Origin of the sequence: Pseudomonas sp. B40(2017) (assembly GCF_002112855.1) — a bacterium.
In the GTDB taxonomy this organism is placed as follows: Bacteria; Pseudomonadota; Gammaproteobacteria; order Pseudomonadales; family Pseudomonadaceae; genus Aquipseudomonas; species Aquipseudomonas pharyngis.
Genome location: NZ_NEIT01000010.1, coordinates 100,316 through 123,505 on the forward strand (window position 1 = coordinate 100,316; position 23,190 = coordinate 123,505).

At 61.4% G+C, this 23,190-nt stretch carries 20 protein-coding genes; 16 read left to right on the forward strand and 4 right to left on the reverse strand.

Annotated elements, in window-relative coordinates; all coding sequences use genetic code 11:
- Positions 1-182 precede the first annotated feature (182 nt).
- The 5 genes from CAF76_RS26125 (at position 183) to CAF76_RS26145 (ending at position 6,690) form a co-directional block, all read left to right on the forward strand.
- On the forward strand, positions 183-1,814 hold the full coding sequence (locus tag CAF76_RS26125) for an APC family permease (RefSeq protein WP_085649121.1): 1,632 nt from the start codon (positions 183-185) through the stop codon (positions 1,812-1,814).
- Positions 1,815-1,836: 22 nt separating this feature from the next.
- Complete coding sequence (locus CAF76_RS26130; RefSeq protein WP_085649122.1) at positions 1,837-2,763, forward strand: 4-hydroxyproline epimerase; 927 nt, start codon at positions 1,837-1,839, stop codon at positions 2,761-2,763.
- Between the two features lie 54 nt (positions 2,764-2,817).
- Positions 2,818-3,765: a dihydrodipicolinate synthase family protein gene (locus CAF76_RS26135; protein WP_085649123.1), complete on the forward strand. Its 948-nt coding sequence runs from the start codon at positions 2,818-2,820 to the stop codon at positions 3,763-3,765.
- A gap of 80 nt (positions 3,766-3,845) precedes the next feature.
- Positions 3,846-5,438 (forward strand): aldehyde dehydrogenase (NADP(+)), encoded by a 1,593-nt coding sequence (locus tag CAF76_RS26140; RefSeq protein WP_085649124.1) that lies wholly within the window; start codon positions 3,846-3,848, stop codon positions 5,436-5,438.
- Positions 5,428-6,690: an FAD-binding oxidoreductase gene (locus CAF76_RS26145; RefSeq protein WP_085649125.1), complete on the forward strand. Its 1,263-nt coding sequence runs from the start codon at positions 5,428-5,430 to the stop codon at positions 6,688-6,690. Before CAF76_RS26140 ends, CAF76_RS26145 begins: the two co-directional genes overlap by 11 nt.
- A gap of 8 nt (positions 6,691-6,698) precedes the next feature.
- On the opposite strand, the gene CAF76_RS26150 is transcribed toward CAF76_RS26145, so the two are convergent.
- The gene (locus tag CAF76_RS26150; RefSeq protein ID WP_085649126.1) at positions 6,699-7,874 is read right to left on the reverse strand and encodes a XylR family transcriptional regulator; all 1,176 of its coding nucleotides are present in this window, start codon (positions 7,872-7,874) and stop codon (positions 6,699-6,701) included.
- A gap of 188 nt (positions 7,875-8,062) precedes the next feature.
- Between CAF76_RS26150 and xylA the strand changes: the two genes are divergently transcribed.
- From xylA to CAF76_RS26175, 5 genes are all read left to right on the forward strand, one after another.
- Positions 8,063-9,379, forward strand: coding sequence for a xylose isomerase (gene xylA / locus CAF76_RS26155; RefSeq protein WP_085649127.1), 1,317 nt, complete (start codon positions 8,063-8,065; stop codon positions 9,377-9,379).
- 142 nt (positions 9,380-9,521) lie between these two features.
- Positions 9,522-10,523 (forward strand): D-xylose ABC transporter substrate-binding protein, encoded by a 1,002-nt coding sequence (gene xylF, locus CAF76_RS26160; RefSeq protein ID WP_064595737.1) that lies wholly within the window; start codon positions 9,522-9,524, stop codon positions 10,521-10,523.
- 166 nt (positions 10,524-10,689) lie between these two features.
- Positions 10,690-12,246 carry a D-xylose ABC transporter ATP-binding protein gene (xylG, locus tag CAF76_RS26165; RefSeq protein WP_085649128.1) on the forward strand — a complete coding sequence of 519 codons (1,557 nt, stop codon included), beginning with the start codon at positions 10,690-10,692 and terminating at the stop codon, positions 12,244-12,246.
- On the forward strand, positions 12,247-13,383 hold the full coding sequence (locus CAF76_RS26170; RefSeq protein ID WP_085649129.1) for a sugar ABC transporter permease: 1,137 nt from the start codon (positions 12,247-12,249) through the stop codon (positions 13,381-13,383).
- Positions 13,384-13,492: 109 nt separating this feature from the next.
- Positions 13,493-14,482, forward strand: coding sequence for a zinc-dependent alcohol dehydrogenase family protein (locus CAF76_RS26175; RefSeq protein ID WP_085649130.1), 990 nt, complete (start codon positions 13,493-13,495; stop codon positions 14,480-14,482).
- Positions 14,483-14,570: 88 nt separating this feature from the next.
- On the opposite strand, the gene ycaC is transcribed toward CAF76_RS26175, so the two are convergent.
- Positions 14,571-15,203 carry an isochorismate family cysteine hydrolase YcaC gene (ycaC, locus tag CAF76_RS26180; RefSeq protein ID WP_007958138.1) on the reverse strand — a complete coding sequence of 211 codons (633 nt, stop codon included), beginning with the start codon at positions 15,201-15,203 and terminating at the stop codon, positions 14,571-14,573.
- A gap of 219 nt (positions 15,204-15,422) precedes the next feature.
- Between ycaC and CAF76_RS26185 the strand changes: the two genes are divergently transcribed.
- From CAF76_RS26185 to CAF76_RS26200, 4 genes are all read left to right on the forward strand, one after another.
- Entirely contained in the window at positions 15,423-17,024 is a 1,602-nt protein-coding gene (locus tag CAF76_RS26185) for a sensor domain-containing diguanylate cyclase (protein ID WP_085649131.1), read from the forward strand.
- Between the two features lie 477 nt (positions 17,025-17,501).
- Entirely contained in the window at positions 17,502-18,008 is a 507-nt protein-coding gene (msrA, locus tag CAF76_RS26190; protein ID WP_011333723.1) for a peptide-methionine (S)-S-oxide reductase MsrA, read from the forward strand.
- Between the two features lie 148 nt (positions 18,009-18,156).
- A complete protein-coding gene (locus CAF76_RS26195; protein ID WP_085649132.1) occupies positions 18,157-18,591 on the forward strand; it encodes a DUF6130 family protein in 435 nt (144 codons plus the stop codon).
- A 25-nt stretch (positions 18,592-18,616) separates the two neighbouring features.
- Positions 18,617-19,189: a DUF4157 domain-containing protein gene (locus CAF76_RS26200; protein ID WP_371857941.1), complete on the forward strand. Its 573-nt coding sequence runs from the start codon at positions 18,617-18,619 to the stop codon at positions 19,187-19,189.
- Positions 19,190-19,248: 59 nt separating this feature from the next.
- Here the strand turns inward: CAF76_RS26200 and gabP are convergent, their stop codons facing one another.
- Positions 19,249-20,655 (reverse strand): GABA permease, encoded by a 1,407-nt coding sequence (gabP, locus tag CAF76_RS26205; RefSeq protein ID WP_085649133.1) that lies wholly within the window; start codon positions 20,653-20,655, stop codon positions 19,249-19,251.
- A gap of 297 nt (positions 20,656-20,952) precedes the next feature.
- Positions 20,953-21,600, reverse strand: coding sequence for a hydrolase (locus CAF76_RS26210; protein WP_085649134.1), 648 nt, complete (start codon positions 21,598-21,600; stop codon positions 20,953-20,955).
- Positions 21,601-21,778: 178 nt separating this feature from the next.
- Between CAF76_RS26210 and CAF76_RS26215 the strand changes: the two genes are divergently transcribed.
- Positions 21,779-22,702 carry a LysR family transcriptional regulator gene (locus CAF76_RS26215; RefSeq protein ID WP_064595712.1) on the forward strand — a complete coding sequence of 308 codons (924 nt, stop codon included), beginning with the start codon at positions 21,779-21,781 and terminating at the stop codon, positions 22,700-22,702.
- 20 nt (positions 22,703-22,722) lie between these two features.
- Positions 22,723-23,184, forward strand: coding sequence for an L-alanine exporter AlaE (gene alaE, locus CAF76_RS26220; protein ID WP_085649135.1), 462 nt, complete (start codon positions 22,723-22,725; stop codon positions 23,182-23,184).
- Positions 23,185-23,190: the final 6 nt, after the last annotated feature.

A 23,190-nucleotide genomic window follows, 5' to 3' on the forward strand; every position in this document is an offset into this window, starting at 1 on the left:
CGCGTGCAGATTGCAGCAACGTTCGAAGCGTGTCGAGCGCCGCTGGCTTTCTTCGCAACTGTGCCGAATTCGTCATCCGGAGCTGCGCAAAACATCAATCGCCCGACGCCCGATGAGTTCACTGTTTAGCCGTTCCAGTGACTCACACCTGCCTATCCAATAACTCACAAGAAGGCGATGCCATGTCAGACCAAGGCAAGTTCAAAAAACAACTTTCATTGATCGACCTCACCTTTATCGGACTGGGGGCGATCTTCGGTTCCGGCTGGTTGTTCGCGGCCAGTCACGTGTCGGCGATTGCCGGGCCGGCGGGGATTTTTTCCTGGTTGCTGGGCGGGTTCGCGGTGTTGCTGCTGGGCATCGTCTACTGCGAACTGGGCGCGGCATTGCCAAGGGCCGGCGGTGTGGTGCGCTACCCGGTTTACAGCCACGGGCCGCTGCTCGGTTACCTGATGGGTTTTATTACGCTGATCGCGTTTTCCAGTCTGGTGGCGATCGAGGTGGTCGCTTCGCGCCAATACGCGGCAGCCTGGTTTCCAAGCCTGACCAAGGCCGGCAGCGGTGACCCGACCCTGCTCGGCTGGCTGGTGCAGTTCGGCCTGCTGTGCGTGTTCTTCCTGCTCAACTACCGCAGCGTGAAGACCTTCGCCAAGGCCAACAATCTGGTCAGCGTGTTCAAGTTCATCGTGCCGCTGCTGGTGATCGGCGTGCTGTTCACCTTCTTCAAACCGGAAAACTTTCAGGTTCAGGGCTTCGCCCCATTCGGACTCTCGGGCATCGAGATGGCCGTCTCCGCCGGCGGCGTGATCTTCGCCTACCTCGGCCTGACCCCGATCATCTCGGTGGCCAGCGAAGTGAAGAACCCGCAACGCACCATCCCGATTGCGCTGATCCTGTCGGTGCTACTTTCCACCGCGATCTACGTATTGCTGCAAACGGCTTTCCTCGGCGGCATCCCGACCGAACTGCTCGCCAATGGCTGGGACGGGGTTTCCAAGGAATTCGCCCTGCCGTACCGCGACATCGCCCTGGCACTGGGCGTGGGCTGGCTGGCGTATCTGGTCGTCGCGGACGCGGTGATCTCCCCCAGCGGCTGCGGCAACATCTACATGAACGCCACGCCTCGGGTGATCTACGGCTGGGCGCAGACCGGCACCTTCTTCAAGGTCTTCACCCACATCGACGCGAAGTCCGGCATCCCGCGTCCGGCGTTGTGGCTGACCTTCGCCCTGTCGGTATTCTGGACCCTGCCATTCCCGTCCTGGGAAGCGCTGATCAACGTGGTGTCCGCCGCGCTGGTGCTGAGCTATGCCGTCGCCCCGGTGACCGTCGCCGCGCTGCGTCGCAATGCCCCCGACATGCCGCGCCCGTTCCGGGTCAAGTGCATGGGCGTGCTGGGGCCGGTGTCGTTCATCATCGCTGCGCTGATCGTTTACTGGTCCGGCTGGAACACCGTGTCCTGGCTGCTGGGCCTGCAAATCCTGATGTTCGTCGTCTACCTGATCTGCGGCCGCTTCGTGCCGACCGCCCACCTCAGCCTATCCCGCCAAGTGCGCTCGTCCGCGTGGCTGATCGCCTTCTACGCCGTGACCATCGTCCTGTCGAAACTCGGCACCTTCGGCGGCCTGGGCGTCCTCACCCATCCGTTCGACACCCTGGTCGTCGCAGCCTGTGCGATGGGCATCTATTACTGGGGCGCCGCCACCGGCGTACCGGCACACCTGCTGCGCCTGGAGTCCGAAGAGGATGAGAGCGAAGTCGCTTCGCCGTCACCCGCCTCCGCCGCCAATCCTCGCGCTGCCGGCGCTTACTGAAATCACTCAACGGGACCTGTCCATGAAACGAGTACACGTCATTGATTCCCACACCGGCGGCGAACCCACGCGTCTGGTGATGAAAGGTTTTCCCGACCTGCCCGGCCGCACCATGGCCGAGAAACGCGACGCCCTGCGCAATCAGCATGACCAGTGGCGCCGCGCCTGCCTGCTGGAACCGCGTGGCAACGATGTGCTGGTGGGCGCGCTGTATTGCGAGCCGGTGTCGCCGGACGCCACCTGCGGGGTGATTTTCTTCAACAATGCCGGTTACCTCGGCATGTGCGGCCACGGCACCATCGGCCTCGTTGCATCGTTGCAGCACCTGGGGCTGATCGCACCGGGGGTGCACAAGATCGACACACCGGTCGGCCCGGTCAGCGCAACGTTGCATGAAGACGGTGCCGTGACGCTCGGCAACGTGCCCGCCTATCGCTCACGCAAACAGGTAGCGGTGGAAGTGCCGGGATACGGCCGCTTCCTTGGTGACGTGGCCTACGGCGGCAACTGGTTTTTCCTGGTCTCCGAGCACGGCCAGACGCTGACGCTGGACAACGTCGAAACCCTGACCGACCTCACCTGGAAAATGCTCAAGGCCCTAGAGGACCAAGGCATCCATGGCGAGGACGGCGCGCTCATCGACCACATCGAACTGTTCGCCGATGACGCCGAGGCCGACAGCCGCAATTTCGTGATGTGCCCCGGCAAAGCCTACGACCGCTCCCCTTGCGGCACCGGCACCAGCGCCAAACTCGCTTGCCTGGCCGCCGACGAAAAACTCGCGCCCGGCGAGCGCTGGGTGCAGGCGAGCATCACCGGCAGCCAGTTCGAAGGCCGCTTTGAATGGGAAGGCGATCGCATCCGCCCCTACATCACCGGCCGCGCCCACATGACCGCCGACAGCACGCTGCTGATCGACGAAACCGATCCGTTCGCGTGGGGCATCTGAGCCGCTGCGCTGCACTTCAAACCCCTCTGAATGACCGTTCCAAGGAGAACAATAATGAGCGACAACATCTTCACCGGCTGCATGCCCGCCCTGATGACCCCGTGCACCGCCGCGCGCAAACCGGACTTCGACGCCTTGGTGGCCAAGGGTCGCGAGCTGATCGACATCGGCATGAGCGCGGTCGTGTATTGCGGCTCCATGGGCGACTGGCCGCTGCTCACCGAAGCCGAGCGTCAGGAAGGCGTGGCGCGGCTGGTGGCCGCCGGGATTCCGACCATCGTCGGCACCGGCGCGGTCAACACCCGTGAAGCAGTGTCCCACGCTGCACACGCGGCGAAAGTCGGCGCGCAGGGCTTGATGGTGATTCCTCGGGTGCTGTCCCGTGGCGCTTCGGCGGCGGCGCAAAAAGCCCACTTCGCGGCGATTCTGCAAGCCGCGCCGAACCTGCCGGCGGTGATCTACAACAGCCCTTACTACGGCTTCGCCACCCGCGCCGATCTGTTCTTCGAGCTGCGCCGTGAATACCCGAACCTGATCGGCTTCAAGGAATTCGGCGGTGGCGCCGACCTGCGCTACGCCGCTGAAAACATCACCTCCAAGGACGATGACGTGACTCTGATGGTCGGTGTCGATACTCAGGTGGTGCACGGTTTCGTCAACTGCAACGCCACCGGCGCCATCACCGGGATCGGCAACGCCCTGCCCCGCGAAGTGCTGCAACTGGTGGCCCTGAGCAAGCAGGCCGCCAAGGGGGACGCCAAGGCCCGGCGTCAGGCCCGCGAGCTGGAATCAGCGCTGGCGGTGCTGTCCTCCTTCGACGAAGGCACGGATCTGGTGCTGTATTACAAACACCTGATGGTGCTCAACGGCGACAAGGAATACACCCTGCATTTCAACGAAACCGATGCCTTGAGCGACTCGCAACGCCGTTACGCGGAAGCCCAGTACGCGCTGTTCCGTCACTGGTACGAAAACTGGTCGGCGGAACAGAACTTCGCCTGACCTGCCGCTGCGCTCCAGCCCGCCGCCACCCACGGCGGCGGGCCTTATTCGTGACCTGTTTTATTGATAAGGAATGCGCCATGACCCTGACGGGCCAACTGCTGATCGGTCAGCAAACCCTCACCGGCGACCGCGACGTCATCCACGGGATCAATCCCGCCACCAACTTGCCTTTGGAGCCGGGCTACGCCGGCGGCTCTGCCGAACATGTCGAGCAGGCCTGCGCACTGGCCTGGGCGGCGCTCGACCGTTATCGCGAGACATCGCTCCAGGCACGGGCGGAATTCATTGAAACCATCGCCTGCGAAATCGAAGCGCTCGGTGATGAACTGATCGACCGCGCCCTGGCCGAAACCGGCCTGCCGCGTCCGCGCCTTGTGGGTGAACGGGGCCGTACCTGCCAGCAACTGCGCTTGTTTGCCCGCACCGTACGGGCCGGTGAATGGCTGGATGTGCGAGTCGACAGCGCGCAACCGCAGCGCCAGCCGATGCCGCGTTCGGATCTGCGTCAGCGGCAGATCCCACTGGGCCCGGTGGCCGTGTTTGGTGCGAGCAACTTTCCACTGGCGTTCTCGGTGGCGGGCGGCGATACCGCTTCTGCGCTGGCCGCCGGTTGCCCGGTGATCGTCAAGGCCCACGGCGCCCATCCCGGCACCAGCGAACTGGTTGGCCGTGCCGTTGCGCGGGCGGTCAAGGCCTGTGATTTGCCGGAAGGTGTGTTCTCGTTGTTGTACGGCTCCGGTCGTGAAGTGGGGATTGCGCTGGTCAGCGATCCACGGATCAAGGCGGTCGGCTTCACCGGTTCGCGCAGTGGCGGCCTCGCGCTGATCAAAGCGGCCCAAGCCCGGCCCGAGCCGATTCCGGTGTACGCGGAAATGAGTTCGATCAACCCGGTGTTGCTGTTTCCGGCAGCGCTGCAGAATCGCGCCGAGGCGTTGGCCCAAGGGTTTGTGGCTTCGCTGACGCTGGGCGCCGGTCAGTTCTGCACCAATCCCGGTCTGGTCATCGCCCGTAAGAGCCCAGCGCTGGACGCCTTCATTGGCGCCACCAGCGAACTGATCCAGCGCAGCCCCGCGCAGACCATGCTGACGCCGGGAATTTTCAACGCCTACGAATCCAGCGTGAATGCCCTCGCGGAAAACCACCGAGCGCGTATTGCCGCCGTCGGCCAGCGCGCGACGGATCCGAATCAGGGACAGGCTCATGCGTTCGTCACCGACGCCGCTGACTTTCTCGCCGACCACACCTTGCAGGCCGAAGCGTTCGGCGCCGCGTCCTTGATCGTGCAATGCGCCAGCGACGCTGAAATCCGTCAGGTGCTCGAACAGTTGGAAGGCCAACTGACCGCCACGCTGCACTTGGATGACGAGGATCTGCAACAGGCCCGCGCCTTGCTGCCGACCCTGGAGCGCAAGGCCGGACGCCTGCTGGTCAACGGCTGGCCGACCGGCGTTGAAGTCTGCGATGCGATGGTGCATGGCGGGCCGTTCCCGGCGACTTCCGATTCACGCACCACCTCGGTAGGCACCGCGGCGATCCTGCGTTTCCTGCGCCCGGTCTGCTATCAGGATTTTCCCGACAGCTTGCTGCCGATCGCGCTCAAACACGCCAATCCACTGTCGCTGCGTCGCTTGCTCGATGGCCAAAGGGAAACCGCGAAAAATGCCGAATAACCCGCACGACATCGCCGTGGTCGGCGCCGGCATCATCGGCGTCGCGAGTGCCCTGCGCCTTGCCCGTCAGGGTTTGCGGGTGGTGGTGATCGACCCGCAGGAACCGGGCCACGGCGCCTCGTTCGGCAACGCCGGGCACCTGGCGACCGAGCAAGTGTTCCCGATTGCCGACAGCTCGATCCTCAAACGCCTGCCGGCCATGCTCATGGATCCGATGGGGCCACTGCGCCTGGACTGGAAATACCTGCCCCGCGCCCTGCCCTGGTTTGCGCGGCTGTTGCTGAACCTGCGCTCGGCACCGTTTCAGCGCACCGTTGCCGGGTTGCGGGCGCTGAATGAAAGCTCGCTCGACGCTTGGCACCGCTTGCTCAACGACATTCAGCGCCCCGAGCTGTTGAAGATGGAAGGTTCGCTGCTGGTGTTCGAACGCCCCGACTCACGCCCGGCACTCGAAGCACTGCAGCGACGCATGCAACAGCAACAAGTGCCAGTCGATTGGTGGCAGGCCGGAGCGGTACGCGAGACCGCGCCGCAACTCAGCGAACAGATTCAGGGCGGACTGTTTTTCCCGAACACCGGGCATTTCATCGACCCCTACCGCGTCGTGCGTGAGTTGGTGGAAGCGGCGAAAGCCAGCGGCGTGCAGTTTGTGAAGCAGGCGGTTCAGGGCGGGCAACTGCATGAGCATGGCGTCAATCTGATAACCGGAACCGGCGCCCTGTCCGCTCGCCAGGTACTGATCGCCTGTGGCGCCCACTCGGCAAAACTCACCGCTGCACTGACTGGCAAAAAAGTACCGCTGGACACCGAACGCGGCTATCACCTGATGCTGCCTCACGAACACAACCGGCTGCCCTTCCCCGTCACCTCGCTGGAGCGCAAATTCATCATGACCCCGATGTCCGACGGGCTGCGCCTGGCCGGCACCGTCGAATTCGCCGGCCTCGAAGCCCCACCCACCATGGCCCGCGCCTGGCAGTTGCATCGGTTGAGCAAGGGCTTGTTTCGTGATGAGTTGAGTGTCGAAGCAGCCACACCGTGGATGGGGTTTCGGCCGTCGCTGCCGGACTCGCTGCCGGTGATCGATCGGGTGTGTGACGGGAGGGTGTTGCTTGCGTTCGGGCATCAGCATCTGGGGCTGACGCAGGCGGCGGTGACGGCGGAGATGGTTGAAGATATGGTTTCACCATCGGCGCAGGACACGGCGAGCATTCTGCCGGTGCGCGAGCCCTATCGACTGGATCGCTTTTGAGTGGCCATCTATCGGGCGCCCTGCTGGTATTCACGGGGCGTACACCCGAACTCTCGGCGAAACACCGTGTGCAGGTACTGAGCGGATTTGAAACCGCACGTGCGGGCAACGTCCGCAATCGGCGTGTCGGTTTTTTCCAGCCCGCGGGTGGCCGCCGCCAGTTTGAAACGCAGAATCTCGTCATGCACGCTGCAACCACGCACCGCACGAAAATGCGACTCCAGCGAGGAACGCGACACGCCGACATAAGCCGCCACTTGCGCGGTCTTGATGCCCTGGCAGGCATATTGGCGGATGAACAGCAGCGCCTGCATCACGTAGGGGTTGCCCAACGGTTGATGCAGGCTCGACACCTGGACGTTGATCGCTTCGGGCGGGATCAGGACATGCGCGCCCGTTGACGGTTTGCCGTGGAGCATCTGGTGCAGCAGTTGCGCGGCGGTGCGGCCCATGGTTTCGGTGCCCTGGATCACCGAACTCAGGGGCACTCGGGTCAGGCTGCGGGTCAGCGGGTCATTGTCAATGCCGATCAGCGCCACCTGCTCTGGCACGGCGATGCCGGCGGTCAGGCAGGCTTGCAGCAACTGCCGGGCGCGGGCGTCACTGACCGCGATGATGCCAATGGGCTTGGGCAGGCTTTGCAGCCAGGCGATCAACTGTTCGACGGCGCTGTCCCACAGCGGTGCACTGGTGCCCATGCCGCGATAGACCTCGGCGTGCAAACCGTCCCGCTGCATCAATTTTAGAAAAGCCTTTTCGCGCTCCTGGGCCCATCGGTTCGCCTGCGCCTCAGGCAGGCTGAAGCAGGCAAACCGTTGCAGCCCGGCCTCGATCAAGTGCTCATAAGCCATAGTGATCAGCGCGTTGTTGTCGGTGGCGACGTACGGGATTCCTTTCGGATAAGCCCGCTCATCCTGATAAGAACCACCTACCGCTACCACGGGCAGCTTGATATCGGCCAGCGCCTCGCCAATCAGCGGGTCGTCGAAATCGGCAATGATTCCGTCACCTTGCCAACGCTCGATCCCCTTCAAGCGGCAGAGAAAATCCTCTTCCAGAAACAGGTCCCAGGACGCGCGCGTGCTGCTCAGGTAGTTGCCGATGCCGCTGATGATGCCGCGGTCATAGATCTTGCTCCCGTTGAACAACAGGGCGATACGGTGAACAGGCGGTACGGTTTTCATTGTTTTCAGGCTTGTTCCGGGCCCCTTGCCGTAGAGGCGGTCTGCACAGACTAGGCGCGCAGAGGGCGAATCTCAATACGCAAAATCGCACTGCGTGTTGGTGATTTTCGCAATCGGCAGGCACAGGGCCGTTGCTAGTATCGGGACACGCCCAAGAACAACAACCAAGAACAACAAGGACATTGCCAATGCCGTACTTCCCCGATGTCGACCGGATTCGCTACGAAGGTCCTGCCAGCGATTCTCCCTTTGCCTTCCGTCACTACGACGCCGAGAAGATCATCCTCGGCAAGCCCATGCGCGAACACCTGCGCATGGCCGCCTGTTATTGGCACACCTTTGTCTGGCCGGGCTCCGACGTGTTCGGCGCAGGGACTTTCAAGCGCCCATGGCAACACGCCGGTGACCCGATGGAGCTGGCCATTGGCAAAGCGCAGGCCGCATTCGAATTTTTCTCCAAGCTGGGTATCGACTACTACTGCTTTCACGACACGGATGTCGCCCCCGAAGGCCACTCGCTGAAGGAGTACCGCAACCACTTCGCCCAAATGGTCGATCACCTGGAACGCCATCAGGAAGAAAGCGGAATCAAGCTGCTGTGGGGCACCGCCAACTGCTTCAGCAATCCGCGCTTTGCCGCCGGCGCCGCCAGCAACCCGGATCCTGAAGTGTTCGCCTGCGCCGCGGCCCAGGTTTTCAGCGCCATGAACGCGACTCAACGCCTCAAAGGCTCCAACTATGTGTTGTGGGGCGGTCGCGAAGGCTACGAAACCCTGCTCAACACCGACTTGAAACGCGAGCGCGAACAACTGGGCCGCTTCATGCGCATGGTGGTCGAGCACAAGTACAAGATCGGTTTCAAAGGCGACCTGCTGATCGAACCCAAACCGCAGGAGCCGACCAAACACCAGTACGATTACGACAGCGCCACCGTGTTCGGTTTTCTCCAGCAGTTCGGTCTGGAAAAGGAAATCAAGGTCAACATCGAAGCCAACCACGCGACCCTGGCCGGTCATAGTTTTCATCACGAGGTGGCGACGGCCGTCTCGCTGGGGATTTTCGGCAGCATCGACGCCAACCGGGGCGATCCGCAAAACGGCTGGGACACCGATCAATTCCCCAACAGCGTCGAGGAAATGACCCTGGTCACCTATGAAATCCTCAAGGCCGGCGGGTTCGGCAATGGCGGGTTCAACTTCGACTCCAAGGTACGCCGCCAGAGCCTCGACGAGGTCGATCTGTTTCACGGTCACGTCGGGGCCATGGACGTCCTCGCCCTGTCGCTCGAGCGGGCCGCCGCCATGGTCCAGAACGACCAGCTGCAACGGCTCAAGGACCAACGCTATGCCGGCTGGCAGCAGCCCTTCGGCCAGTCGGTGCTGGCGGGTGAGTTCAATCTTCAATCCCTGGCCGAGCACGCCTTCGCCAACGAACTGAACCCGCAGGCCGTCAGCGGCCGGCAGGAAATGCTCGAGAACGTCGTCAACCGGTTTATCTATCGCTGATCGCCAATGAGGACTGCGGACGCTGTGACATTTGCGCGACAAATCTGTAGTCCGTTTCGCCTGCTGATTCTCTACAGTTCCACCAGCCCGATATTCATCGTCAGGCCGTGTCTTTCAAACAAAAATAAAAGGACGCACCACCATGAAGAACGTAAAACGCACACTGCTGGCCAGCGCCCTGGCCCTTTTGTCGCTACCGGTTATGGCCGATGCTGCCCACCCGAAAATCGGCTTCTCCATCGATGACCTGCGGCTGGAACGCTGGTCCCGTGACCGGGATTACTTCGTCGCAGCGGCGGAAAAAATGGACGCCAAGGTCTTCGTGCAGTCGGCCGATGCCAACGAGCAGAAGCAGATTTCGCAAATCGAAAACCTGATTTCCCGTGGTGTCGATGTCATCGTCATCGTGCCATTCAACGCCACCGTGCTGACCAATGCGGTGGCCGAGGCGAAGAAAGCCGGGATCAAGGTCGTGTCCTATGACCGTCTGATACTCAACGCCGATATCGACGCCTACATTTCCTTCGATAACGAAAAGGTCGGCGAGATGCAGGCCAGCGGCGTACTGCACGCAGCGCCCAAGGGCAATTACTTCCTGCTGGGTGGTGCGCCCACCGACAACAACGCGAAAGTCCTGCGCGAAGGTCAGATGAAGGTGCTGCAACCGGCCATCGACAAGGGTGATATCAAGATCGTCGGCCAGCAATGGGTGAAGGAATGGAACCCGACCGAGGCGCTGAGCATTGTTGAAAACGCCTTGACCCGCAACGACAACAAAATCGACGGCATCGTCGCCTCCAACGACGCCACGGCGGGCGGCGCCATTCAGGCCCTGGCCGCTCAGCAACTGGCCGGCAAGGTGCCGATCTCCGGACAGGACGCGGACCTGGCAGCGGTCAAGCGGGTCATCGCCGGCACGCAAACCATGACGGTGTACAAGCCGCTGAAACTGATTGCCTCCGAAGCCGCCAAACTCTCGGTGCAACTGGCGCGTAACGAGAAACCTGTCTACAGCTCGCAGTACGACAATGGCAGCAAAAAAGTCGACACCATCCTGCTCACCCCGACCCCGTTGACCAAGGACAACATCGACCTGCTGGAACAGGACGGCTTCTACACCAAGGCGCAGATCGCTGGACAGTAACCAAGGCATCAATCCCTGGTTATGCGAAACCTCTTGTGGGAGCGAGCCTGCTCGCGAAGACGGTGGTTCAGCCTGCATCACGATTGAATGTGCTGACGCCTTCGCGAGCAGGCTCGCTCCCACAAAGATCAGTGCCATGTGAGTCTTTGCTATGCGAGCCCTCTCCATGTCCGACTACCTGCTGCAAATGAACGGCATCGTCAAAACCTTCGGCGGTGTCAAAGCGCTCAATGGCATCGACCTCAAGGTCCGGCCGGGTGAGTGCGTCGGGCTGTGCGGCGAGAATGGCGCCGGCAAGTCCACGCTGATGAAAATCCTGTCTGCGGTTTATCCCCATGGCACCTGGGACGGTGAAATCCTCTGGGACGGTCAACCGCTCAAGGCGCAATCGATCAGCGAAACGGAAGCCGCCGGCATCGTCATCATTCACCAGGAGCTGACGCTGGTTCCCGACCTCTCGGTGGCCGAAAACATTTTCATGGGCCATGAGCTGACGCTGCCGGGTGGGCGGATGAATTACCCGGCGATGATCCACCGCGCCGAAGCCCTGATGCGTGAACTGAAAGTGCCGGACATGAACGTTTCGCTGCCGGTTTCGCAGTACGGTGGCGGTTATCAGCAACTGGTGGAAATCGCCAAGGCCCTGAACAAACAGGCGCGCCTGCTGATCCTCGATGAACCTTCGTCGGCCCTGACACGTTCGGAAATCGAGGTGCTGCTGGACATCATCCGCGACCTCAAGGCCAAGGGCGTCGCCTGCGTTTACATCTCGCACAAGCTCGATGAAGTGGCCGCCGTGTGTGACACCATTTCGGTGATCCGCGACGGTCAACACATCGCTACGACCGCCATGGAGAACATGGATATTCCACAGATCATCACTCAGATGGTCGGCCGGGAAATGAGCAACCTCTACCCCACCGAACCCCACGACATCGGCGAGGTGATTTTCGAGGCGCGCCACATCACCTGCTACGACGTCGACAACCCCAAACGCAAACGGGTCGACGACGTTTCCTTCAGCCTCAAACGCGGGGAAATCCTCGGCATCGCCGGGCTGGTCGGTGCCGGCCGCACGGAGCTGGTGACCGCGCTGTTCGGCGCCTACCCCGGTCGCCACGAAGGCGAAGTCTGGCTGGACGGCAAACCCATAGACACCCGCACGCCGCTCAAATCAATCCGCGCCGGCGTGTGCCTGGTGCCCGAGGACCGCAAGCGTCAGGGCATCATTCCCGACCTGGGTGTCGGCCAGAACATCACCCTGGCCGTGCTGGACAGTTTCTCGAAACTGACCCGCATCGACGCCGAAGCCGAACTGGGCAGCATCGATCGGGAAATTTCCCGCCTGCACCTCAAGACCGCGAGCCCGTTCCTGCCGATCACCAGCCTGTCCGGGGGCAATCAACAAAAAGCCGTGTTGGCGAAGATGCTGCTGACCCGGCCCCGGGTGCTGATTCTCGACGAGCCGACCCGAGGGGTGGACGTCGGCGCCAAGTACGAGATCTACAAATTGATGGGGATGCTGGCCGCCGAAGGCGTGTCGATCATCATGGTGTCTTCGGAACTGGCCGAGGTGCTCGGCGTTTCCGACCGCGTCCTGGTCATCGGCGAAGGCCGGTTGCAGGGCGATTTCATCAACCATGAACTCACCCAGGAACAGGTGCTCGCCGCCGCACTCAGCCAGCCTGACAGCCATAACAATAAAGATCGGAAATCCGCGTAAATGAATCAGGTCAAACAACTTTTCACCCGCTACAAGATGCTCGCACTGGTGTTTGCCGTGGCGTTGATCTGGCTGTTCTTCAGCTGGCAGACCGAGGGCGGATTCCTGACACCACGCAACCTCTCCAACTTGCTGCGCCAGATGTCGATTACCGGGATTCTCGCTTGCGGCATGGTGCTGGTGATCATCAGCGGCGAGATCGATCTGTCGGTCGGCTCATTGCTGGGCCTGCTCGGTGGCGTGGCAGCCATTCTCGATGTTGTCTATCACATACCGCTGCTGGCGAATCTCAGTCTTGTGGTGGTGTGCGGATTGCTGATCGGCCTCGCCAACGGCTACATGGCGGCCTACCTGCGTATTCCGTCGTTCATCGTGGGGCTGGGGGGCATGCTGGCTTTTCGGGGGATTTTGCTGGGAATAACCGGCGGCACGACCATTGCGCCGGTGTCGCCGGAACTCGTCTACATCGGCCAGGGTTATCTGCCACATGCGGTTGGCGCAGGTCTGGGCATCCTGCTGTTCGCACTGACGTTGTTCCTGACCTGGAAACAACGGCGCAATCGCGCCCTTCACGGTCTGGCAGCGCATTCATTGGTGCGCGACGTGGCACGCGTGTTGCTGATCGGCGCGGTGCTGGCCGGTTTCGTCCAGACCCTCAACAGCTATGACGGCATTCCCGTGCCGGTCCTGCTTTTGCTGATCCTGCTGGGCGGCTTCAGTTACGTGACCAGCCAGACCGTGTTTGGCCGACGCGTGTATTCGGTGGGCAGCAACATGGAAGCGACGCGCCTGTCCGGTATCAATGTGCAGGCCGTGAAGCTGTGGATCTTCGGGATCATGGGCGTGATGTGCGCCCTCGCCGGCGTGGTCAATACCGCACGTCTGGCCGCCGGCTCACCCTCGGCCGGCAGCATGGGCGAACTCGACGCCATCGCCGCCTGCTTCATCGGCGGCACCTCGATGCGCGGCGGTTCCGGCACAGTCTACGGCGCCCTCCTCGGCGCCCTGGTCATCACCAGCCTGGACAACGGCATGTCCATGCTCGACGTCGACAGCTACTGGCAGATGATCGTCAAGGGCAGCATTCTGGTGTTGGCTGTCTGGGTGGATGTGAGTACGCGGACTGGGCGGCGTTGACAGGCTGCTGCCGTCACAGGCCTTTATCCGGAGCGGGCCAAAGCCTAAATTGGCGTCCATGGCACCGGATCAAGTCGGTGCAATTTCATGGATAACCGAGGAAGTACAGATGGCACGCATTGTCAGGATTCATGAATACGGTGACGCGAGCGTCCTGAAACTGGAAAACGTCGACGTCCCGGCGCCCGCTGCGGACGAAGTGCAGATCGAGGTCAAAGCCTTTGGCCTGAATCGCGCCGAAGTGATGTTCCGCAACCACGCTTATCTGCAGGAAGCGGAGTTCCCCAGCCGTCTCGGCTACGAAGCCGCGGGTGTGGTGGTCGCGGTTGGCGCCAACGTCAGTGAATTCAACATCGGTGATGCCGTCAGCCTGATTCCGCCGCTGGACATCGCGCGCTGGGGTACTTACGGCGAACTGGCCAACGTGCCCGCCCACCTCACCGTCAAACACCCGCAGAACCTGTCGTTTGAACAAGCGGCGGCGTCCTGGATGCAATACGTCACCGCGTGGGGTGCGCTGGTCGAACAGGCCAAATTGCAAAAGGACGATTTCGTGATCGTCACCGCCGCCTCCAGCAGCGTCGGCCTGGCAGCCTTCCAGATCGCGAAAATGGTCGGCGCCACCTCGATTGCCGTCACCCGCACCCGCGCCAAGAAACAGGCTTTGCTCGACGCCGGCGCCGCGCACGTGATCGTCAGCGATGAAGAAGACATGGTTGCAGCCGTCATGGCGCTGACCGACGGCAAAGGCGCGCGGGTGGTGTTCGATCCGGTGGGCGGCCCGTCGTTCGAACCGCTGACCCAAAGCATGGCGCGCGGCGGCATCCTGCTGGAGTACGGCGCATTGAGCCCTGAGCCGACGCCGTTCCCGCTGTTCACCGTGTTGGGAAAATGCCTGACCCTCAAGGGTTACCTCTACTCGGAGGTCGTCTCCGATCCGGCCACCCTGGCACGCGCCAAGACTTTCATCGGCGACGGGCTGGCGTCAGGTGCGCTGCAACCGGTCATTGCCAGGACATTCGCCCTGGATGACATTCAGGAAGCGCATCGCTTTCTTGAGGCCAATCAACAGGTCGGGAAGATTGTCGTCACGGTTTGAGGTGACGAGTCCCCTGCTCTTCTGTTTGCGGTAGAAACGACGAAAGCCTGCTTTGAAAAAAGCAGGCTTTCGTCTATCCGGCATTCGGTTATTTCTGATGCGCCGTCAGTGCGGCATAGCCGTTCATCAAGTTGCGGTAGTTCGGAATGCGCTGGGACAGCAGGTTCCCCAGGCCTTCGATGTCGTTGCGCCAGTCGCGGTGCAGTTCGCAGGCCACCGAGAACCAGTTCATCATCTGCGCGCCGGCCTGGGTCATGCGATTCCATGCGGCTTGTTGCACGGTGGTGTTGAAGGTGCCGGAGGCGTCGGTCACCACGAACACGTCAAACCCTTCCGCCAGCGCCGACAGGGTCGGGAACGCTACGCACACATCGGTCACGACACCGGCAATGATGATCTGCTTGCGGCCGGTGGCCTTGATCGCCTTGACGAAGTCTTCGTTGTCCCAGGCGTTGATCTGGCCTGGACGGGCGATGTATGGCGCGTCCGGGAACATTTCCTTGAGTTCCGGCACCAGCGGGCCGTTCGGGCCTTGTTCAAAACTGGTGGTGAGGATGGTCGGCAATTCGAAGAATTTGGCCAGATCGGCCAGCGCCAGCACGTTGTTCTTGAACTCGTTTGGCGAGAAGTCCTGAACCAGAGAAATCAGGCCGGTCTGGTGGTCAACCAGCAGTACTACGGCGTCGTCTTTATTCAGGCGGTTGTAGGTTGGAGTGCTCATGTGTGAATCCCTTTTTAGTTGTGGAAGTGCGTTTGCGTTCAAGATGGGCACAGATTACTGACTCGCCTGAAAGCGATAAATCGTCTGAAAAGCGTTTCACCGTCAACTCAAAACGGACAATTCGCTCAAACTGCCGAGCAGATCACACAGCCAGCCCGACCTTCCCCCCGATCCTTGTCATACTGTTCACTCGCTCACAACGACACCCAGGGAATGTTGATGCCCGGACGCAACACGCAAGCGCCCACCCCAGATGAAACACCGCGCGCGCCTCGCCAAGGCGTGAAGGCCGGCTCGACCTTTCGCCTGACCGTCAGTTTCATGCTGATGGTGGTCGTGGCTTTTTTGACCGTCGAGAGCTGGAGGACGTGGCGCGATTACCGTTCGGTGTTTGCTTCCGCACGCGATTCGGTGACCAACCTCGCCCGCGCCACGGCGCAACACGCCGAGGACACCATCCGCCAGGTCGATGTGCTGACCGCCGGGCTGGCCGAGCGGGTTGAAGGCGATGGGCTGCAGAACCTGGATGTGGCACGGATTCACAAGCTGCTCATCCAGCAGTCGAAAATCATGCCGCAGCTGCATGGCCTGTTCATCTACGGCCCGGACGGCCAGTGGATCGTGACCGACAAGGAGGTCACGCCCGAAACCGCCAACAACGCCGACCGCGATTATTTCCAGTACCACCGCACCCATGAAGACCGGCATGTGCGCATTGGTCAGGTGGTGGAAAGCCGTTCCACCCACGACCTGATCATTCCGATCTCGCGGCGTTTGAACAACCCCGACGGCTCGTTCGCCGGCGTGTTGCTGGGGACAGTCAAGGTCAGCTATTTCGTCGACTACTACGGTGACTTCCGCATCGATGACAAAGGCGCGCTGGTGCTGGCGATGCGCGACGGCACGATCCTCGTGCGCCGGCCGTTCATAGCTTCCGTAGTCGGCAAAAGCCTGGCGAACAGCGAGATCTTCAAGACCTACCTGCCCAACGCCAACCAGGGCATTGTCCAGATCAGGGCGGTGGTCGACGACACCGAGCGCCTTTATGGCTATCGCGCGCTGACCACCTACCCGCTGGTGGTCGAAGCCGGTTTGTCCCGTGACTCCATCATCGCGCCGTGGCGCCAGGACCTGCTGAAAAACGGCTTCGTGCTGGTGTTCCTGATTCTGGTCCTGGCCTGTTTCGGGCTCATCGTTCTGAGCCAGTTGCGTCAGCGGATGGCGATGGAACGGGAGATTCGCTCGGCGCACAAAACGATGCGCGACATGGCGCTGACTGACAGCCTCACAGGCCTCGGCAACCGTCGGCGGCTGGACGCGGCGCTGACGGACGAGATTCGCCTGGCCCGGCGTCAGGGTTCGCCGCTGTCGTTGATCATGCTCGATGTCGACTACTTCAAGCGCTACAACGACCAGTACGGTCACGCTGCCGGCGACGACTGCCTGATCGCGGTCGGCGACGGCATCCGCAAAGCGCTCAAGCGGCCCTCGGACCTGGCCGTGCGCTACGGCGGCGAAGAGTTCACCGTGCTGTTGCCCAACACCGACAACGCCGGGGCGATTCAGGTGGCCGAAGATATTCTGCAGACCATTCGTTCGCTGGAGCTTGAACATGCCGGGCATCCGCTGGGGTATGTCACCGCGAGTGCGGGGATCACCACGCGCTATCCGGTTGACGATGCGGTGACCCCGGCCACTTTGCTCAAGTCGGCGGACACTTGCCTCTATCAGGCCAAGCAACAGGGCCGGAACCGCTGGTGTTCGGCGCAGGCATCCCGGCAAATACCGCCGATTGCGGCCATGCCGCGTACCGATCGCTGAGAGCAACTACCACCCGCCAATTCCAGCGTCCTTCAAGTACATAAGCAGCGTCCTACATCAGCCGTCCCTCACGCCTGATTACGTGGGCGCCCTCGCCTTCGATACCGTCTGCTGCCTGCTCCGGACAGAACACAGACGATGCGAAGAAAAGGCGTCTTTCCACTGGACCACCCATAAGATCGACTCAAGCAACCAGGCACGAGAGGTGTCCATGAAACACAAGAAGCCAAAAGCTCAACCAGCGCTTGCTTCCAGACTTCGTGCCGAAGAGCCCGGTTTGCCCATCAGGGTTTCCGCTAGTCAGCGGCATTTTTTGAAAGTAGCCGCAACGTGTGGCAAAGAAATGGAGCCTGATGGTTGGCTCGCCGGTTGCGGGAAGACACCGTAACGATTTATTTACCGGCTCAACCTTGGAATCGGCCCACACTCCCTCATATCAAGGAACATCTGCGACCCATTCGAGAGGAAGGACATGCCATGACCACTCAAACCGAAACTGCGATTCTCGCCGGCGGCTGCTTCTGGGGCATGCAGGATCTGTTGCGCCGCTACCCCGGCGTGCTGCAGACGCGGGTCGGTTACACCGGCGGCGATGTGCCGAACGCCACTTACCGCAATCATGGCAACCACGCCGAGGCCATCGAAATCGTCTTCGACCCCGCCGTGATCAGCTATCGGCAGATCCTTGAGTTTTTCTTTCAGATCCACGACCCGAGCACACCCAACCGTCAGGGCAACGACCTCGGTCCGAGCTATCGTTCGGCGATCTATTACCTGAACGAGCAGCAACGCGATATCGCCGAAGACACTGCGGCCGATGTCGACGCGTCAGGCCTGTGGCCAGGCCGGGTGGTCACCGAAATCGAACCGGCGGGGCCGTTCTGGGAAGCGGAACCGGAGCATCAGGATTACCTCGAGCGCATTCCGAATGGCTACACCTGCCACTTCATTCGCCCGAACTGGAAGCTGCCGAAACGCGGTTGAGCTCCAGCGGAATCAGTGCGCAGCGCGGTGTTCATCGCGTTGCGCCTGATCCCTTTCCTCGCCGCACTGTGAGTGCAACGCAGACAAATCATAGACATCTACCCAGCTTGATCTAGCCTTGAAGGACATCACGCGGGAGTAGAACACCATGCCCCTCGTTCCCCGAAACCTGCTCGTCCTGCTGACTCTCGTCTGCATGGCAGCGCAGGCTCAGGACGCAGATCCGCTTCAGCCGCCGGCCATCCTTCCCCTGCCATCCGAATCGGCGCCGCAACTCATCGCCTACCCGCCGCTCCCCGAGCCGCTCGCGCGCGGTGTTGTCATCATCCAGTATCGAACCGAACACGCCCGGATCATGCCGGTATTTGGCAAAGCGGCAGCGGATGTGTCACCTCGACTCGGTCACCTGCATGTCACGGTCGACGACTGGAAAGGCACGTGGGCGCACACCAGTGAAGATCCGATCATCCTGGTGGGGCTGACACCGGGCAAACACAAGGTTCTGCTTGAAGTGGCGGACCCGACTCACCGGATTCTCACCCGTGCGACAGTGGATTTTGTCGTTCCCGAGAAAACGCCCTGAAGAGGCCATACATCGAATAGCGCCCATGCCATCCACGCTCATCAGCCTCGTCACCTGGCTTGCCCTTGTAACGCCTGCCCAGGCTGACACCTGCCCTGCCGGCGAAAAACAAGTGTGTCTCGACAGCTGCATTTGCCTGCCGGACCCGGGGCGTCTGTCTGAAGACCTGTTCCTGATCGCGGCACCCGCTCTGGCGATGGGATTGACTCAGGCCCGCGCCGAAGCCGCCAGCACCGACATCAAACCGATTCCCCCGCACATCCGGGAGCAACTGTTGCGCTGGTATGACCCCGGCGTCCTCGATACCGTGCATTACAAGGTCACCAACGACGGCCAATACAACGCCGCAACGGCCATCCTGCAGAACCCGGATGTCGGAGCGGTTACGCTGATCGACATCATTCTGTTCCGCGACGCTGAGACAGCAGAGCAGAACGTGGCGCTCTGGGCGCACGAACTGAAGCACGTGCAGCAGTTTCAGGAATGGGGAGTCGACGGGTTTGCGCAGCGCTACACGCAGGATTTCAACGCGGTCGAGGCACCGGCCTACGCGATACAGGGCGAAGTCAGACGTTGGCTGCGAGCCGAAGCCCGGTGATCGGACATCCCCAGCGTCCATGCCGGGGATAATCCCATCGTTCAAGCACCAGAAAAAACCTAGGCCTTGCCCGCCGCTACCGCTGCCCTCACCTGCCCATGCTGCCGCGTGGTCACCAGCCCGATAAAGGAAATTGCCAGCGCCAGGCCGATGGTCGACGTCACTTCCAGACGATGCTCGGGCGTCACCATCATCACCGCCAGCGCGGCGCAGATGAACGCGATCACCAGCCACGTCAGCCATGGAAACAGCCACATGCGAAACGTCAGCTCGACGTTCTGCCGACGCAGCATCCGGCGCATGCGCAATTGCGAAACCGCGATCACCAGATACACCAGCAACGCAATCGCGCCGGAGCTGGCGAGCAGAAACTGGAACAGCCCAGCGGGCATGAAATAGCTGAACAGCGTCACCCCGGCACCGATCACGGTGCTGGCAATCACCGCCGCTCTCGGCACACCCGCTGCGGAGGTCACCTTCAGCGGTTGCGGGGCATCGCCGCGACGCCCCAGCGAGAACAGCATCCGCGAGGAAATGTAGATCGAGGAATTCATGCAACTGGCCACTGCGATCAGCACGACCACATCGACCAGGAATTTGGCGTGGGGAATGTTCATCAGCTCCAGCGCGCGCTGGTAAGAACCGACGGACGCCAGCAGCGGATCGTTCCAGGGCACGACGGAAATCACCACGAAAATCGACAGCAGATAAAACACGCCGATGCGCCAGATCACCGAGCGCGTGGCCTTGGCGATGTTCTGCGCCGGGTTGCTCGATTCGGCGGCCGCGATAGTCACCGCTTCCGTCCCGATAAAACTGAACATGATGGTGATGAAGGCCCCGACCACCGCCGACAAACCATTGGGCGCAAACCCGCCGTGTTCCTTCATCAACCGGCTTAAACCGCTGGCCTCACGCTCCGGAATCCAGCCCATCAAGACCGCAAAACCCAGACCGATGAACCCGATGATCGCCACCACCTTGGCCATCGCGAACCAGAACTCGAACTCACCGTACTTGGACACGCTGAACAGGTTGGTCACCACCAGCAAAATGATCGACAACAACGCGAACAACCACGCATCGACCTGGGGAAACCACTGATTCAACACATGCCCGGCGGCCAGCGCTTCGATCGGAATCACCAGCACCCAGAACCACCAATACAACCAACCAATGGTGAACCCCGCCCAACGGCCGATGGCCTGATCGGCATAGGTGGAAAACGATCCCGTGTCCGGATGGGCCACGGCCATTTCACCGAGCATGCGCATGACCAGCACGACCAGCAGACCGGAGAAAAGATAAGCGAGCAAGACGGCCGGGCCGGCGGCGGCAATGGCGTGGCCGGAGCCGACAAACAGCCCCGCACCGATGATGCCGGCAATGGAAAGCATGGTGACATGACGCGGCTTGAAGCCCTGCGCCAACTGACCGTTCGAGTCCTTCGAGTTCAAGCTATTCATTGTTTTTGTTGTTCTCTGGTGATCGACGTTTGGGCGTACTGACGACGTGTCAGGCGATCATCATTTCTTCCTCTTGCCCTGCTCCAGAGCGGCGCACCTCAAGCGCTGCAGCGTTACAAATCGGTCGGACGACGACGCAGGGCGATGAAATGATGCGTCACCTTACGTGCCCGGCGTTGATCGCAAATAGCCTGGGAGCGGCATGGACGAGTCTGATTTCGACATGAGTCGACCTCGCGCAAAAAACAAAGGCAGCACCCGCTTTCGCGAGGTGCCACCTTCATCAATTGCCGCTCATCAGGCCTTGTTGCCTGCCTCTTCCAGAGCCTTTTCAGCATTAAACCCGTCGAAGTTCTCGAACACGCCCATAAAGCCCGGCACGGTCACTGCTCGCGCCCAGTCGCGCTGCAGTTCGCAGTACATCTGCACGCGGCTGATGAGCTTTGCGCCCGCCTGCTCCATTCTGCGCAACGCCGCCTCGTGTGCGGCGAGCGATGTGCCGCCAACCGCATCGACCGGCACATACACTTCATAACCTTCCTGAATGGCGTCGAGCACCGGGAAAGTCAGACAGGCTTCGGTCCAGAGTGCAGTCATGATGAGTTTCTTGCGTCCAAGCGCCTTGACCGCCTGTTTGAATTCCGTGTCCTCCCAACTGTTGATCGAGGTGCGGTCATAGGTCGGCAGGTGACCGAGCACCTGTCGCAGCTCCTGAATCGGCGGCTTGTTGCGGCCGGTCGCGACATTGACAGTCGAGTGGATGATCGGAAGGTCGTAGTTGACCGCCGCCCTGGCGACGCTGGTGATGTTGAAGACGAGTTCGTCACGCGGCATCGAGCGGATCGAGGAAACCTGAACAGGCTGATAATCGATGATGATCAACGCCGAGTTTTCCGGGGTCAGCAACTGATCGGTCTGGGCGTTGCGGAGCGTTTCGCTTGCCATGGGCAAATCCTTTTTATGGGTGACGCACGTTGGTGAAAGGGCCGAAGCCCGTGCGGAAAATCAATTCCAGGTAAGGCGAAAAGCCTGAGGTGCCTGGAAAATCCATTGTGCTGTTCCCATGTTCGAGGCAGTAGTAGCATCACGCGATGTGCTGTGTCGCACAAAGGGGAACGCAAGCATGGATATCGAAGAACTACAGACCTTCGTGGAAGTGGCTGACGCCGAGGGCATTTCGCAGGCTGCACTGCGTCTTGGCGTATCGAAGTCGATCGTCAGTCGCCGCCTGGCCCGCCTTGAAACCGAACTGGGTGTGCAACTGCTGGCACGCTCAACGCGCGGATCGGCACTCACGGAGGCCGGTGCGATATTCCGGGACTACGCCGCCAGGGTCTGCACCGAGATCAACGTCGCCAAGGAAACCATCCTGCCCGCCGGCGCCCTTCGCGGCCGACTGCGCGTGGCCGTCCCGCTGTCGTTTGGCCCGACTCACTTCGCGCCGGTGCTGGCGGAAATGGCGCGCCGTCACCCTCAGTTGCATATGCAGACTTGCTACAGTGATCGCTTCGTTGACCTCATCACCGAGGGCTACGATTGCGCCATTCGAGTGGGTTATCTGAAGGACTCCAATCTGATCGCAAGGCGTATTGGCCCGGTCTTCACCAAGCTCGTCGCGAGCGCGGACTACATCAAGGCCCACGGCGCCCCTGAGAAGCCGGACGACCTGGTCAACCATCAGGCGCTCATGCAGGGCACCGAAGCCTGGCAATTCATGGACGGCGACAAGACCATCACGGTTCGTCCACAAGGACGCTTCAAGGCCGACAACGGCACCGCCCTCGTCGCCGCTGCCATCGCAGGCCTCGGCGTCGCCTACCTGCCCGACTGCCTCACCCACGAGCACTTGGCATCGGGCGCACTGATGCAGATCATGACAAACCATCCCCCACCCCAGGCCGGCGCCTACATTCTCCGCCCGCCGGGTCCGCATCCTGCCCGGAAAATACGCGTGCTCACCGAGCTGCTGATCGAGTTCTTCGGCGAATCTCCGCACCTGGCGGTGCAGCCGCTGTCACATCAGGAGGATGCGCTGACGCCTACCTGAACCCACACAGGAGATGTGATTTGCTGCAACGCCCGCCACAGTCAATGCGTCGAACTGCGTTTCTCGCAGACACAACGGCGCTGATCCTGTTTTTCACAACCACCGGCATCATCAATGAACGATTCATTGCCGGCATGACGTGGGATCAGGTTCTTCATGCGCGCCTTGTGGGCGCCGTATTGATGGTGCCAGTCGCAAGGCCTTACGGCCTGTGGCGGGACTGGGTGATGAAGCGCGCCGGTCAGCGCCGGGTTTCCAGGTTGCTGTGGGACAGCTTCGCCCTCGTCAGTTTCCAGGTCCCCCTCTATGCAGCGATCATTGCCTCCAGTGGGGCATCGGGAGGTGAGTTGATTCGCGGAACGCTCGGTGCGGCATTGATGATGCTGGCGCTGGGGCGACCCTACGGCGCATTTCTCAACAGGGTGCGCAAGGTATTCGGCTTGCCTCCGGGTGGCGACAAGCCGATGTCGCTGAACAGCTGAGCGACC